Source organism: Streptomyces smaragdinus (assembly GCF_009604385.1).
Classification (GTDB): domain Bacteria; phylum Actinomycetota; class Actinomycetes; order Streptomycetales; family Streptomycetaceae; genus Streptomyces; species Streptomyces smaragdinus.
Window position 1 is genome coordinate 59,064 of sequence record NZ_WEGJ01000029.1, and the last position, 14,226, is coordinate 73,289.

10 protein-coding genes are annotated in these 14,226 nt (G+C 69.5%); 4 read left to right on the forward strand and 6 right to left on the reverse strand.

The window, feature by feature from the left end:
- The first annotated feature begins 115 nt into the window (after positions 1 to 115).
- Positions 116 to 4,843, forward strand: a complete 4,728-nt coding sequence (mobF, locus tag SRB5_RS37235; RefSeq protein ID WP_153456000.1) for a MobF family relaxase — start codon at positions 116 to 118, stop codon at positions 4,841 to 4,843.
- A gap of 49 nt (positions 4,844 to 4,892) precedes the next feature.
- Positions 4,893 to 5,234 (forward strand): hypothetical protein, encoded by a 342-nt coding sequence (locus SRB5_RS26765; RefSeq protein ID WP_194293038.1) that lies wholly within the window; start codon positions 4,893 to 4,895, stop codon positions 5,232 to 5,234.
- A gap of 528 nt (positions 5,235 to 5,762) precedes the next feature.
- Here SRB5_RS26765 and SRB5_RS26770 read toward each other — a convergent pair.
- On the reverse strand, positions 5,763 to 6,764 hold the full coding sequence (locus tag SRB5_RS26770; RefSeq protein ID WP_153456002.1) for a ParB/RepB/Spo0J family partition protein: 1,002 nt from the start codon (positions 6,762 to 6,764) through the stop codon (positions 5,763 to 5,765).
- Positions 6,761 to 8,014: a ParA family protein gene (locus tag SRB5_RS26775; RefSeq protein ID WP_153456003.1), complete on the reverse strand. Its 1,254-nt coding sequence runs from the start codon at positions 8,012 to 8,014 to the stop codon at positions 6,761 to 6,763. The genes SRB5_RS26770 and SRB5_RS26775 overlap by 4 nt, the downstream gene beginning before the upstream one ends.
- A gap of 542 nt (positions 8,015 to 8,556) precedes the next feature.
- Between SRB5_RS26775 and SRB5_RS26780 the strand changes: the two genes are divergently transcribed.
- Together SRB5_RS26780 and SRB5_RS26785 are read left to right on the forward strand one after the other, a co-directional pair.
- On the forward strand, positions 8,557 to 8,994 hold the full coding sequence (locus SRB5_RS26780; RefSeq protein WP_153456026.1) for a DUF4259 domain-containing protein: 438 nt from the start codon (positions 8,557 to 8,559) through the stop codon (positions 8,992 to 8,994).
- Between the two features lie 83 nt (positions 8,995 to 9,077).
- Positions 9,078 to 9,887 carry a DUF4253 domain-containing protein gene (locus tag SRB5_RS26785; protein WP_228390468.1) on the forward strand — a complete coding sequence of 270 codons (810 nt, stop codon included), beginning with the start codon at positions 9,078 to 9,080 and terminating at the stop codon, positions 9,885 to 9,887.
- A gap of 27 nt (positions 9,888 to 9,914) precedes the next feature.
- Here SRB5_RS26785 and SRB5_RS26790 read toward each other — a convergent pair whose 3' ends face one another.
- The 4 genes from SRB5_RS26790 to SRB5_RS26805 form a co-directional block, all read right to left on the reverse strand.
- The gene (locus SRB5_RS26790; protein ID WP_153456004.1) at positions 9,915 to 10,538 is read right to left on the reverse strand and encodes a hypothetical protein; all 624 of its coding nucleotides are present in this window, start codon (positions 10,536 to 10,538) and stop codon (positions 9,915 to 9,917) included.
- A complete protein-coding gene (locus SRB5_RS26795) occupies positions 10,538 to 12,466 on the reverse strand; it encodes a type IV secretory system conjugative DNA transfer family protein (RefSeq protein ID WP_153456005.1) in 1,929 nt (642 codons plus the stop codon). The genes SRB5_RS26790 and SRB5_RS26795 overlap by 1 nt, the downstream gene beginning before the upstream one ends.
- A 217-nt stretch (positions 12,467 to 12,683) precedes the next feature.
- Positions 12,684 to 13,592 carry a L,D-transpeptidase family protein gene (locus tag SRB5_RS26800; RefSeq protein ID WP_153456006.1) on the reverse strand — a complete coding sequence of 303 codons (909 nt, stop codon included), beginning with the start codon at positions 13,590 to 13,592 and terminating at the stop codon, positions 12,684 to 12,686.
- A gap of 26 nt (positions 13,593 to 13,618) precedes the next feature.
- The gene (locus tag SRB5_RS26805) at positions 13,619 to 14,131 is read right to left on the reverse strand and encodes a hypothetical protein (RefSeq protein WP_228390469.1); all 513 of its coding nucleotides are present in this window, start codon (positions 14,129 to 14,131) and stop codon (positions 13,619 to 13,621) included.
- Between the last annotated feature and the right edge of the window lie 95 nt (positions 14,132 to 14,226).

Below are 14,226 nucleotides of genomic sequence, written 5' to 3' on the forward strand. Positions count from 1 at the left end.
GACCCCTTCCTCTCACTCTCCGCCACCCGCCTGTATCGACCAATAACGCAACACACCAAGGCATCACGATCCAACGGCCGCTCTTTGATCTTGAATTTCCATTACGCTGAGCTACATGCTGTCACTCAGCGCCGGTAGTGACCCCACCTACCTGACCAAGGCCGTAGGCCAGGGCGCCGAGCACTACTACCTCCGCTCAATCGACCAGGCAGGCGAACCCCCAGGCATCTGGATCGGCCGCGGCTGCGCTGAGCTCGGCCTCGAGCCCGGCGCGGAGATCGACGCTGACGTCTTCACCGACCTCTTCACGGACTTCACCGACCCCCGCCGCCGCGACGCGATGACCGCGGCCTTAGCCGCCATCCCCCACGACCCCCACTCCCCCGCCTACGACGCGGAGGCGAAGCGCATCCGCAAGGAAGCCCGCCTCGGCAACGCGCCCAAGAGCTTCGAGCGAACCTTCGACAAGCGGTTCGCCGCCGCGGTGGACAAGGCCCGCGAGCAGGTCGGCGGGGAGCTCGCCCCCGAGCAGCTCAAGCAGATCGAGCTGCAGGTCCGCAAAGACCTCCCCGGCTCCACCCGCTACTACGACCTCACGTTCTCCGCCCCCAAGTCCTGGTCCGTCTACCACGCCTCCCTCCAGGTCAAAGCCGCCGAAGCCCGCGAAGCCGGGGACCCGGAGGGAGCCGACCACTACGCCCGCCAGGCGGACCAGGTCTGGGACTGCTGGATGGAGGGCGTCAGGGCCGGCGTCGAGTACCTGGAGGACCAAGCTGGCTACGCCCGAGCCGGCCACCACGGCGAACGCGTCAACGGCCAGACCACCGGCCGCTACGTCAAAGCCGAAGGCTTCACCGGCGCCGCCTTCCGCCAGCACACCTCCCGCAACGACGACCCCCAGCTCCACGTCCACGTCCCCATCAACCGCCAGGTCAAGACCACCGACCTCGACCCGGTCACGCGCGAGCGGACCACCGTCTGGCGGGCGGTGGACAGCCGCGGCCTCTTCAAGCACAAGCAAGCCGCCGGCCACCTCGCCGAACGCGTAGCCACCGAGGCCCTGGAGCACCGCATGGCCGTCCGCGTCGAGATGCGCCCGGACGGCAAGGTCCGGGAGATCGTCGGCATCGCCCCCGAGATGCGCGCCCAGTTCTCCACCCGCCGCCACGGCATCGTCCACGGCGTCGAGCAGCTGGCCCAGGCGTACGAGGCACGCCACGGCCACCGCCCCGGCCCCTACGCCCTGGCCCGCATGTCGGAGTTCGTCACCCTCGAGCAGCGCCAGGCCAAGCGGCACGACGCGGTGCCCCGCGAGCAGCTGCTCGAGCGGTGGGAGCGTGCCGGCAAGGCCGCGCTGTGCGAGTCCCTGGCGACCGTGCCCGAGCAGGTCGCCGCCACCTCCGCCGAGCGCGCCTACCACCAGCCGTACGACGGCTTCGACCCGCGGCGCGTCCAGGCCCGCGCGATCGCCCGAGTGCAGGAGGCGAAGGCCACCTGGACCCGCCCGGACCTCCTCGTAGCGCTGGACAAGGAGCTCCCCGACACACTCGGTGGCCTGGACCGCCACCAGACCCGGGCCCTGCTGGACCGCCTCGCCGACGAGGCCCTCTCCCCCGGTACGGGCCACCGCGTCGTCAGCACGGCTCCCCCGCGGGCGGTCGAGATCCCGGTCGAGCTGCAGCGAGCGGACGGCTCGTTCGTGTACGAGCCTCCGCCGCAGACCACGACCCGTTACGTCACCGAGGAGCACCTCGAGGCCGAGGAGCGGCTACGGGAGTTCGCGGGCCGGCGCGGTGCTCCGACCGTTCCGTACGGGCTGGTCGAGGAGGTCGTGGAGCGCCGTGGTCTGGAGGGCGAACAGGCCGCTTTCCTGCGCCAGGCCGCCATCTCCGGCCGCATGGTCGACTTCCTCGTCGCTCCCGCCGGGGCAGGGAAGTCCTACACGGTGTCCGCCCTCACCGAGGTCTGGGAGGCCAACGGCGGGCGGGTCATCGGCCTGGCCGGCAGCCAGCGGGCCGCCGATGTCCTCAAGGAGGAGGGCATCAGCAACGTCGCCAACATTGACATGCTGGTGCACACCAACCGGGCCCTGGCTGACGGAGCCCAGCTCGCCGACGCGGACCTGTACCGGATCCGCCCTGGCCAGCTCGTGATCGTCGACGAGGCGAGCATGGCCACGACCCGCCAGCACCTCGACAACGTACGAGCCCTGTGCGACCGGGCCGGCGCCAAGCTGTTGCTGTCCGGCGACCCGGCCCAGCTCGGATCCCCGGGCGCCGGCGGGATGTTCGCCGATCTCGTACGGTCCATGCCCGGAGTGCACGTCTTCGACGAGGTCCGCCGCTTCCGCGACGTCGATCCCGGCACCGGGGAACAGACGGTTCGCCGGTGGGAGGCGGAGGCCTCCCTCAAGCTGCGCGCGGGCGACGCCGACGCGCTGGCCGCGTACCAGACCAACGGACGACTCCGCGGCGGCTCCGCGGAGGAGATGAAGGCGCGCGCCTACCAGGGCTGGCTGACGGACCACCTGGAGGGCCGTAACCCCCTCCTCATCGTCGGCGACAACGAGACCGCCGCCGAACTGTCCGCTCGAGCACGGGCGGACCTGGTACGCGCCGGACGCGTCGGCGAGGAGGGCGTCGAGCTCCACACCGGCCGCGACTACGGCGTTGAGACCCGGGCCGGCTGCGGTGACATCATCCAGATGCGCCGGAACGACCGCTCGATCCTCGGCGACGGTGGTACGTACGCGGTGAACCGGCTCACCGCCACCGTGACCTCCGTCGGCCCGTACGGCTCCCTGGCCGTACGCCTGGACGACGGCGCCGACCTCCACCTGCCCGCCTCGTACGTACGGGCCCATGTCGAACTCGCCTACGCGAGCACCGTGCACGCGTCCGAGGGTCGCACTGTTGGCTGCGGTCACTCCCTGATCGGCCCGTCTTCGACGCGGGAGGAGTTGTACGTCTCCCTCTCACGCGGTACGGCCCGCAACGAGGCGTACGTCATGACCGACGGCGCGCCCCACGCGGCGGAAGCCCCGCATCACCTGGCCGTGCTCACCCGGGTACTGGAGCGCAGCGGCCTGGAGCCGTCCGCCGGTCAGCACATCCGCGACGAGCAGGAGCGCGCCTCCCACCTCGCCGCGGTGGAGCCGATCTGGTCGAACGTGAAGGACCAGGTGGCCGCCGAGCGTTACGGCCGCGCCCTGTACGAGGCCTTGGGCGCCGGCGAGTACCGCCGACTCACGGCGGAGAAGGAGTACCCGACCCTGCTGCGCCTGGCCCGCGAAGTCGAGGAGCAGGGTTTCGACGCGGAGAACCTCCTCGTCCGTACCGCCCGCTCCCGCGAACTGCACACCGCCGACTCGTACAGCAAGGTGCTGCACTACCGCCTGAAGAAGGCGTACCAACTGGCCGAGCAGGACCAGATCCGCGCCGAACGCTCCGAACAGCGCGCTGCCGTACGGGCCCAGGAGCAGGCCATCACCACGGTGATCGGCCGGGTACAGCTGCCGGAAACCCTTAACCCGGTTAAGACCTCCCACTCCCCCACCGCCCCCTCGCCGACGGCCGACGGCCTGCACCCGTACGCCGGAGACCTGCTTGCCCAGGCCCTCGACATGCAGCAGCTCCCCGTCGCCCACGCCAACCAGGACGTCGAGGTCCGCCACCGGCAAGCGGCCGGGCGCGCCGAGCGGATGGAGCTCACCGACTCCTACCTGTCCCGCACGCCCGAGATCGACGGCGACCTGGGCCGGGCCATGCGCGGCTGGGCCGCGCAGATGGACGCCCGCACCGAAGTCCTGGGCGTCCGGCTGGCCGAAGAGCCTCCCGCGTGGGCGCTGGACCGCCTCGGCCCAGTCCCCCGCGACGCGATGGGCCGTGCCGACTGGGAGCAGCGCGCCGGCCGCGTCGAGCGGTACCGCGAGGCGCACGGCTACCACCAGGATCACGACGCGATCGGCTCCGCCCCACCGCCCGGCGCCGTCGAGGCCCGTGCCGACTGGGAGCGGGCACGCCTCGCCCTGGGCGTCCCCGAGGACCAGGCCGACATCACTCGCGCCTTGGACCAGACCCTGCGCGGGAGCGTCGAGCGCTGGGACCGCGAGCAGGCATGGGCTCCCGCGTACGTCGCCGACGACCTCGAGCGAGCCGCCCTGGCCGGCCGGGACTACCGCGTGCAAGCCACGCAGCTGGACCTCAACGCCCGCGAGCTGGCAGAGCGGGAGACCGCCGACCACACCGAACGAGTCACCCGCGCCGCCGCCGCGACCCAGACCCCACGGGGTGGGACCCGTGAGGAGCAGGCCCTCGCCCAGGTGTTGTCCCTCCAGCAGGCTCCCACCCTGCAGGCCTCGATCGAGCCCAGCGCCCGGCACCGAGAAATCGAGGAACGCGCCCACGTATCCCGGGCAATCGCCGACACCATGGCCACTCGTGAGGAGAAGCTCCGCGAGATCAACGAGGTCCGCGAGCGGTGGTGGAACGAGACACAGCAGGTCCGCGAAGAAGCCGCGCACGCCCGCCTGGAACTACAACGCCGCAACCCGACCGACCCGGGCGAGCCCACCCGGCCCCCCACCCCGGAAGCGCGTCGGTACTCCATCGAAGCGGACATCGACCTCCACCTCGAGCGCGCCCGAGAAGCTCACCGAAGCCTCACCGAGCGGGCCCGAGCCCGGACCGAGCACCCGGCCCGCGACGAAGAGACCGACCGAGCCCGTCGAGACGACGGCTTCGCCCACCGAGCGGATCACGACGCCGACCGGCCCCACGAGTGGAATCACCCCGCAGAACCAGCCCCCACTCCCCCGGTGCTGGACCTCGAGATCGAGATGTAGGGAGGACGACGTGCTACCCGAGGAGAGTCACCCACATTTGGGTGAGCCGATGATCGGCAAGCGCCACCTGGCCGAGATCACCGAGATCCGCGACAACATCCTCTACGCGGTGAACGACCGCGGCTGGGAACTCCAGCACTGGGACCAGGGCGTCCTCGACACCTACGAATGGTCGCTCGGCACCCGCGACCACAGCCCGATCACCCACCGGCCCAGCACCGGTCACCCCTCCCCCACAGACCTCGCCCGCGAGGACGACGCAGCGTACGAGGAGCTCCGCTTCGGAGCCGATCCCCACCGCCAGACGTACGCCAACGGCGTGCAGCACGCCACGATGTGGCTCCGCGGCCAGACGGACAGCCAGCCGTGGTCCCTCTGGATCCGAAGCTGAGCCCTCCCCCGTACCCCCAAGGACTACGTCGGCACTCCCCCGCGAAGGGGGGCCCGACGGGCCCCGGGAGTCGGCAGGTATTAACGGCCCTGGCTGGAGCGGGAGCACGCGATGTCTGCCCGAGACGGACCCCTTGCCTCGCCGTAGTGCACCCCGAACCGGGACCAGACACCGGCACCCGAGACGTTGATCCGGGTACAGGCCGACCGAATGCGCCGACGGCTACGTCGTCGGCGCACAACGGGTGGCCGAGCTGGGGGAGAGGATCACAGCGCTCACACGGCTGCGCGAGGTCCTCGTACACCGGATGCCATGGTTGGCGACGGCCGGTGAGATGCCGGGGAAGGAGCCGGCCGAATCGACTTCTCCACCGCTGAGGACCTGAGTTCGGGGCGGCCTCCCCGCATCTCAGGGTGCGGGCTATCGCGCGTATCAGGCCGCCGTGGGTCTTAACCCGGTTAAGACCCAGCGGCCAGCAAGTACAGGGGAGGGCCTTAACCGGGTTAAGACCCTCCCCTCAGTTCTTGATCACTGGGCCTCGTGGAGGAGGAACGCCAGCTTCGCTCGGTCCTCGATGCCCATGCGGGTCTTCAGCTGATCGGCGAACCACGACGGGTCTCCCCAGGGGAGAGCAGCGAGGGCTTCCTCGGTGAGTGGTGCCGATCCGCCTTCGGCGGCCTTAACCGGGTTAAGACGCGGCGAGGGGGTCTCGGAGCTGTCCGTGGGTTGGCCGGGTACGGACACCTCGGCAACCGCGTCGGGGAGATCGGCCGAAGGGGTCGGATCGGTTTGTGGTGCTGCGGCACTGCGAGGCTTGCGGGGGGCCTTAACCCGGTTAAGGGCCTCCTGGGCGGCCGCCTCCTGCTTCTCCCTCGGCATACGACCGATCGTGCGGGCCGACTTGACCTTCAGCTCGCCGGTCTCGACCTTTTCCTGCAGTTCCGGAGTCAGGTTGAGCAGCGCGAGGCGCTGCGATACCCACGCCTCGGTCTTGCCGAGACGCCTGGCGACGGTCGCCTGTGTCTTGTGCTTCTCCAGGAGTTCCTGGACAGCCTTGGCCTGGTCGATGGGGGGCACATCCACCCGGTGGATGTTCGCGATCAGCGCCGACTCGACGATGTCCGCCGAACTGACCGCCAGGTCGTCGTTGACGAAGATCAGCATCTCGTCCAGGTCGGCCAGCCCGCTTGCGGCGAGGCGCCGGTTGCCGTCGATGACGACGTACAGGGCCGACCCGATGACCTCTTCCTGGCCAGGGTGGACGGCGAGGAAAGCCTGCCGGGTGACGACCGCGAGCGGCTGCAGCTGGCCCTTCTCACGCAGGGAGGCAGCGGTCTCCTCCAGGTCGGTGAGTGCTTCCCGGACGTTGAAAGGGTTGTGCGCCAGCTGTGTCCGCTTGATTCTGCTCGGGGGTTCCACTCCCTGGGTGGGGACACCCGTGGCCGCGGCGATGGCTGCCCGGCGGGAACTGACGGGTTGGGCACGGGCGAAGGACGCGGACTTGCCCAGCAGCTCGGACTTCTTGCTCATGACAGCTCCCTCGCGAGCGCGCGCAGGGCGACCGCCTGGTCGCTCTTGGGGGCGTAGGCGAGCAGCGGCTGCTTCAGCCGGACGGCCTCCTTCTGCTCCTTCAGGTCCGAGATGACACCGACCACCCGGGGATCCTTTATGTCCATCCACTCCTGCAGCGAGGACGTGGCGATGTACCCGCGACGCCCGTCGTAGAGATTGACGGCGATACCGAGGTAGTCGACCGTCAGCGTCAAGTCGTCCCGCAGGTCCGTGATCTGCGCGGTGAGCATGTCGTACGCGTCGGCGGAGGAATCCTCCGCCTGCACCACGATCAGCGCACCCGACGCCCCGGGCTGCTCGCCCTCGCGCCGCCGCCCGTAGAACACCGCGGCGTCCATGCTCAGCCCCAGGCTGGGCGGGCAGTCGATGATGATGACGTCGTACTCGGACTCCAGCGGTGCCAGTGCCCGCTCCAGCGCACCCTCGCGGGCGCGGACGGAGGACAGCCGTACGTCGAGCAGGAAGGCGTCGGTGCACGCCGGCAGCAGGTGCAGCCGCCTGTCGAAGAGGGGCGCGTCGACGGGTACGACGAGGTCCTGGATCGGTCCCTTGGCCTCCCCGGCCATGTGCAGGGTGAGGCTGTCCTCGCCGATCGGGATGGGGGAGAGGCCGAGCTGTTTGGTGAGGTGGCTCTGCGGGTCGAAGTCCACCAGGAGAACGCGCTGTCCAAGACCGGGCAGGTCTTCGATAGCCATGGCGTCACGGCCCTCGGTGAGCTGCGCGTCCTGCAGGAACTGCGCGTGCTGCCGGGAGATCCGTACCGGGAACAGCTCGTTCTGACCCTCGGCCAGCGCCTCGCCCAGACCGGCGGTGATGGCGGTCTTGCCGACCCCGCCCTTCTGGTTGCACACCACGATCCGGCGTACCACGGCAGGCCGCCTGACCGACGGGGGCGGGGTGGTGTCCAGCCACAGCCGTACGGACTGGGAGAGCCCTTGGACCAGCGGCAGTCCGCGGTCGTTGCACACGGTGCGGAACTCGGCCCACTGTCCGGGCGGCAGCCAGGTGGCGAAGGACTCGGCGCCGGAGGTGTCGATGGGGGAGAGGGACTGAGTGGAGGCCAGCCGGCACCAGTCGGCGATCCCGGCCGTGACGGCGTCCTTGATGTCCAGGCTCAGCTGGGCGGTGCGGACCTTCAGCTCCTGGCGCAGGGCCGGGGGAAGTTTGGATACGACCTTCTCGGGGTCGCCTGATGCGGGAGTGCTCATGCGCGAAGCTTACTAACAACGTAGATCAAAATCTTGCGCAACATGCATGTAAGGTAACTTCGGCGTGTCGGCGGATGCCCGGGCAAACCTTGGCAGGCGGGAGATGGGGTCAACTGTCCGGTCTCCGTGATGTCCGGGCAGTCTCAAAGATCTCCGGGCATCTGGCCGGGTGTCCCGCACAAGTCCGGGCACCTCTCGGCATTCGCGCTGGTCGCGAGCGCGGCGACTGTTCCGACCCGACCCGCGCACGAACGACTGCCTGGACTTCTCCTGGACGCAGGGCGCGCTGGGTGTCTCACTCAAGTCCGGGCACCGCAGGTCGAAGAGGCGTCGTACCCGGAGATATCTGCGACCGGACATCAACTTCTGGGCGTGGCACGGGACTCGGCGAGTAGGTTTTCGTACTGACGGACCGTGGGACCGGCGACACGGCAGGGGAGCGGGCGGCGCCTCCCAAGGGCGCCCTTACCGCTAACATGCTGGCCCCATCCGACGGCGAGGCGCATGCGAAGATCCCGGTGCTGCCGCACAAGGAGATCACCATGGGCACCTGGGACACCGGCCCCTTTGACAACGACACGGCCGCGGACTTCGCCAACGACCTCGACGATGCAAAGTCCGAGGAACGTGAGCCCATGATCCGCGCCATCCTCACGCGCACCATCGACATCGACGCCGTCGACTGGCTCACGGAGCCGGAAAAAGCGGTGGCCGCCGCCGCCCTGATCGCGGCGCAGTGCCCGGGCGGCGACCCGATCGCCACGCCCTACGGGCCGGAAACGCCCATGCCCGCATTCCCCTCCGACCTTCGGATGCTCGCGGACGAGGCCCTCGACCGGGTCATCCACGACGAGGACGGCCCGACCTCGAACTGGATCGACCCGACAAGGGGGAAGCAGTGGCGAGCCAACCTCAACCGCCTGCGCGCGGTCCTTGCCCCGCCGCCTCCGACCATCCCGTTGTTCGACCTCGAGCCATGACAGAGCGTCAGGTACGAGATGTCGGGGGAGGGTGGTTGTGGCCTCTCCACTGCGCTTGAGTGCCGGAAACAGTAGGGACACGAATGACGCCGGACGACTCCATGGACACGCTCGCGGCCGAGCTTGGCGTGCGTGCGGATGAGATACGAAGGGTGCGAAGCCCGAGAGGGGGTGTGCTTCTCGGTTTCCGGTGCGAGCCCGGGGAGTGTCTCGATCTGTGGAGACGCGCTCGTGCGCGATACGAGATCACCGGGTTGTGGCCCGTCATCACCCACACCTCCCCGACCCAGTGGGAGTGGGCGGACGTACCCGGTGACAGCCACGACGAGAAGGCCGGCCAGTCGATCATCGACAGGTTGGTGGAGCTGCAGGCGAACAGCCTCCTCGCGGAGGCCCAGTGGTTCAAGCGGTCGTACGGAAGCGGGCGCCCTGCCCGCGACCTGGAAGATCTGACCCGGCGACTCACGGATGCCATTCCGGCGGCCGGGACGTGGACACCGATTTCCGCGGAATCGGCGCTTGCCACCTTCTTCGCAGAGCCTCCCAGGTGGATCTGGCTTGTCCCCACCGAGGACCCGTCCCGCCTCCCGGAGGTTCTGGATACGCCGTTCACGCCGAATCACGTACCGTTCCCCGGCGAGGAAGCCCTGTCCTACCGGGACCACGCGAACGTCCTGCGGGAGTGGCACGACAGGTACGGTGCGGAGATCTGTTACCTCGACACCAGCTCGGTACTGCTGTCGGTTGAGCGCCCTCCCGTGACACCGACCGAGGCCGCACAGGTCGCGATCGAGCACTGGGCCTACTGTCCCGATCTCGACCAGGTCATCGGCGGACCGCCCGAGGTCGCTGCTCAGGTGTCGACGCGCACCTGGTTCTTTTGGTGGGACTGAGCGGGTCATTCGTCGCTCAAAGACCGGTCACCTTTCCGCCTCGTCTTCCTTGACCGGGCGGCGCTTCACGTGCAGGTTGACGTACTCCTGCAGGCTGGCCGTCGAGTCGACGAACTCGGTGGGGTTCGCCTCCGGGGCCACGGGGTGGAGCGGTTCGCGGAGGATCTCCGTGGGGTGGCCGCACTTGGCCAGTTCGCGGCGCATTACCTGTTCGACGTGGGGCCACCAGCGGGCGTGCCATTCCGCCGTGCGGGTCGGTGGGGCTTTGCGGGTGCGGGACCAGTCCCAGTGGGCCGCGAGCCAGGTGAGTTCCATCCGTAGGCGGGGGTGTTCGTACCAGCAGGGGCGCCAGATGTCCGTCGCGTACATCGGGTGGAGGACGGTGGCGCACCAGTCGATGAGCCAGGTCCAGGCTGCTCGGGTCTGGTCCTGGGTCATGGTGGTCCAGTCGGGGACCTCGCCGGGGGTGGGGGAGTCGTTGTCCTCGGGGGGCTGGAGGTGGGCGATTTGTTCGGTGAGGGTGCCGATTCGGGTGGTCAGGGTGTCCAGGCGGGTGGAGGCGTCGGCTTCCTCGAGGGTTTTTACGCGGGTGCGTACGGAGACCAGGTCCTCGATGAGCCGGTGCAGGAGTTCTTCCGAGGTCAGGGCCATCAGAACGCTCCCAGGTTCCGGCCGCGGGGCGGTGTTGGGGGCGCTTCGGCGGCGGGTGGTTCGGGGGTCACCGGCGGCTCCGGGGGCGTGGGTGGTGGCTCGTGGTCGGGTTCGGTCGTACGTGCGGAGTGGAGGGCGGCCTGCGTCGGCAGCGGGTTCACGGGTGGCTCGTCGGGCGTGGTCCATGCCTCCGGCTCGACGTCGGTCAGCTCCGTTACGGCGCGGTGGGCGGTCAGCCGGCGCCAGGGTGTCCTGCGGTCGCCGCGGGCCTCGCGGCGTTCGGCCCGTTCCGCCGCCTTGACGTCCTTGCGGTTCCATACCGGCGTGAAGCGCGTGATGACCGGCTTGATCTTGCCTCTGACGATCAGGATTTCGCCGTTGTCCAGGTCCTTGATCTCGTCCGGGCGCAGGGTCGGCTCGTCGCGGTACGTGTAGCTCGTCGAGCGTCTGCCGTCGGCCGAGGTGGAGTGGGTGGGGTCGCGGCGTTTGCGGCGGCCGCAGAGTTTGGACAGGCTCTCCAGGTGCTCGTCGTCGGTCACGCCGCCGAGGACCAGCATCGTGCAGTTGCCCATCAGGGCTTTTCCGGTCTCCTTGCCGAAGCGTTTGTAGAGCTGTTCGCGGCCCTGGGCGGCCCAGTTGACGACGTTGCCGTGGCCGCGGGCGTCGGCGGTCCAGTTGTCGAGGGGTACGGGGCAGATGACCGCGACCTCGTCAAGGTCGTACTGGATGGGCGGGTCGTTGCGCCGGCCCGGCATCCTTGAGGCGCGGAGCATGGACGCCTCGTACACCTCGCCGGTCAGGGCCGAGAACAGCGGGCCGATGCTGCCGGCGCCCTGGGCGTCGCGGCCCAGGAGGTAGATGGTGTCGGCCCTCGAGTCGAGGAAGGCGTCGATGTCGAAGCCGCCGGCGGGGCCGTGGGCGGAGCGGATGAAGTCGACGATGGGCGGGGCGGACAGGAACAGGAACGTCATCGAGAACGTGAGGAAGACGTTGTCGAGGGTGGTCGTCTTGCTGGTGGAGCCCGCCTTCGCGGAGGCCTGGGTCTGCTCGAGGTCTTCCTTCCAGCCGAAGGGGGCGAGGTGGGCGTACTTCTCGTAGATCCGTGTGGCGGGGCTTTCGGTCGGCATTTTCGACCAGGCGGCTACGTCGAGGAGGGAGAGGCCTTCCATGTCCGCGGCCCAGAGGAAGGACTTGAGGACTTTGAAGGAGGCCGACTGCCAGAAGTCGTCCTCCTTCAGGCCCTTGGTTGCGGGGGAGCCCCACAGGAGGAAGCGGGTGCGGCGCAGTGCGACCTCCGGGTCGCGGCAGCCGATCACGGGGTCCCAGGCCAGGGTGCTGGGGACGTCGCCGCCCAGGGCCTGGGGGTTGAAGACGAGGACGCGGCCGGCTTCGGCGCGCAGGTGGGCGGTTTGCTCGTAGAGGTCGAGCTTGCTGCTCGCGGCCAGGACCGGGCCGGGGGCGTCGAGGATCATGCCGCACATGAGGGCGGTCTTGCCGCCGCCGGGCGGGGAGATGATGCCGTTGGAGTTCTCGATGGGGGAGAAGACTTCTACCCCGGTCTTCTTGTCCCTGCCCAGGGGGATACCGACCTCGGTGGTGGGGAGGCGACGGGTGGGGGTGTCGGCCAGGGAGGGGCGGAGGATCCTGCGCTTGTTCAGCAGGGCGCGACGGCCGAAGTTCTTCCGCACCTGGCGGCGGGTGGCGAAGCCGTCGCCGCCCCTGAACTCGGCGTCGCCGAATGCCTTGTGGTACGCGTAGAGGGTGCCGGAGGCCAGGGCGAGGGCGGCCAGGGTCTCGAGCGGGGACTCGGTAATGAGGTGGGAGGCGGTGCGCCATACCTCGTCCAGAGATTCGCCGAAGCTGGGGAGGCCGGTGTCGTCCTCTGACAGCGTGGAGTGGATGGCCGTCATGCTCGTGGGGGTGGGCATGGGGGTTGTTCCTCACGTAACGGCTCCGGCGAGCCGGCGAACGATGCTGCCGGCGGCTGGTCAGGTCTGGTTGCCGTCGGCCCATTCCACCAACGCCCCGCACGGCCGTCGGGATGTGGGCCTGAAAATAACAGGCCCAATGGGGCGAAAATGCTCGGAAATGCGGGCAAGCCGCGAAGGGAAGAAGAGGCCGGGCGCGCTGCAGCTTGTCCTGGCCTCAGCCGATGGCGATACGGGGATGGGCGCCGGGCTGGATCCAGCCCATGATCTGGTTCATGGTGGCGCGGGGGACGGAGACGCAGCCGGCGGTGGCGCCGGTGCCGTTGATGTGGAGGAAGATTCCGGCGCCGCGGCCGGGGACGGCGGGCCAGCGGTTGAAGTTGATGACGAGGGCTTTGGCGTACTGGGTGGGGTAGTTGATGAGGTGTTCGCTGCCGCGTTCGCCGCTCTCGGTGAGGGGGAAGTCCGCACCCGCTTCGGTGTGCATGGAGTTGTAGTACTTGGATTCGGGGTCTTCGACCCACCAGAGGGTGGAGTTGACGCGGGTGTAGGGCATGGCGGTGCCGCCGGATTCGAGGCCGAAGCCCTCGGTGATCGTGTAGGTGCCGGCCGGGGTGGTGTACGTGCTCTGGCGCCGTGTAGCTCCGTCGACGATGCCGTTGGAGCCGACGCGTCCGGCGCTGGTGCTGATGGCGGCCTTCCAGCCGGCGCCGGTCTTGGACCAGGCGGTGACGGTGGCGTAGGAGCCGGATGCCTTGACCGTGATCACCTGCGTGGCGTTCCCCAGGGACACAGGGACGGGGAAGTTCGGTGCGGCGGGTGCCTGCCCGGACGCGCTGTCGTCCTCGGACGCGCTGCTGCTGCGGGAGGCCGAGGACGACGGGCCGGAAGAGGAGGACGCTCGCGCCTTGGGCTTGTGCGAGGTGCTCGCCTTCGGGCTGGGGCTGTGGGTGCCGCCCGGGTGTGCGGTTGCGGTGAGGTCGGGGTCGACCTCGAGGGTGCGGGCGTGGCCGGCTTCGGGGGTGTCGTCGGTGGGTGTGGCGCAGCCGGCGGCCGTGCCGAGGGTGAGTGCGAGGGCGGCGACGGTGGCTGCTGGTCTGGGGCGGGTTATCGGGGTGGTGGGCATGGTGGGGGTGTTCTCCGTCGGGGTTGTCAGTTTTGGGTGGCGGGTTGGTCGGGGGCGGGGAGGGGGGCGGTGCAGTGGGCGCGGCCGTTGGGGCCGTTGGTGGTGGAGGTCTGTACGGGCCGGCTGCGGATGGTGAGGGTGCAGGTGGCGGTGCCGCCGTCGTCGCCGAGGATGACGCTGACGCGGGGGTTGTGGCCGAGGGGCACGCGGATGGTCTTGGTCCAGGGCAGGCTGGTGCTGCGGATGACGGTGGCCGCGCGGCCGGCGGTGGGGTTCTGGTAGGCGATCTGTGCGGTGCCTGTGCCGTTGACGGTGTAGGTGACGGCGGCTGTCGGCACGGGGGGTTTGTCGGGCGCGGCCGGTTCGTCGGGGCTGAGGAGTCCGTAGAGCCCAAGGCCGGCGAGTGCCGCCATGAGGACCGAGGCGAGGATCTTGCTGCGGCGCCCCAGGGCGCGGTTCGCCTCGTCGGTTTGTGCTTCCGGTTCTGTCTGGGTGTCGCCGGGTGGGGTGGGTGATTCCTGGTCTACGGGATTGCTCATCGGATTCTCCGAATGTGAAGGCTGGGGAACAGTGCGATGAACTGCGGTCGACGGTTCGCGGTTGGGTGCGAGGGCGGCTGAGGTGCCGCGTTTTG

Bases quoted from the DNA above. Each gene is read 5' to 3' on its own strand.
- mobF (WP_153456000.1), top strand. From the start codon at position 116: ATGCTGTCACTCAGCGCCGGTAGTGACCCCACCTACCTGACCAAGGCC.
- SRB5_RS26765 (WP_194293038.1), top strand. From the start codon at position 4,893: ATGATCGGCAAGCGCCACCTGGCCGAGATCACCGAGATCCGCGACAAC.
- SRB5_RS26770 (WP_153456002.1), bottom strand. From the start codon at position 6,764: ATGAGCAAGAAGTCCGAGCTGCTGGGCAAGTCCGCGTCCTTCGCCCGT.
- SRB5_RS26775 (WP_153456003.1), bottom strand. From the start codon at position 8,014: ATGAGCACTCCCGCATCAGGCGACCCCGAGAAGGTCGTATCCAAACTT.
- SRB5_RS26780 (WP_153456026.1), top strand. From the start codon at position 8,557: ATGGGCACCTGGGACACCGGCCCCTTTGACAACGACACGGCCGCGGAC.
- SRB5_RS26785 (WP_228390468.1), top strand. From the start codon at position 9,078: ATGACGCCGGACGACTCCATGGACACGCTCGCGGCCGAGCTTGGCGTG.
- SRB5_RS26790 (WP_153456004.1), bottom strand. From the start codon at position 10,538: ATGGCCCTGACCTCGGAAGAACTCCTGCACCGGCTCATCGAGGACCTG.
- SRB5_RS26795 (WP_153456005.1), bottom strand. From the start codon at position 12,466: ATGCCCACCCCCACGAGCATGACGGCCATCCACTCCACGCTGTCAGAG.
- SRB5_RS26800 (WP_153456006.1), bottom strand. From the start codon at position 13,592: ATGCCCACCACCCCGATAACCCGCCCCAGACCAGCAGCCACCGTCGCC.
- SRB5_RS26805 (WP_228390469.1), bottom strand. From the start codon at position 14,131: ATGAGCAATCCCGTAGACCAGGAATCACCCACCCCACCCGGCGACACC.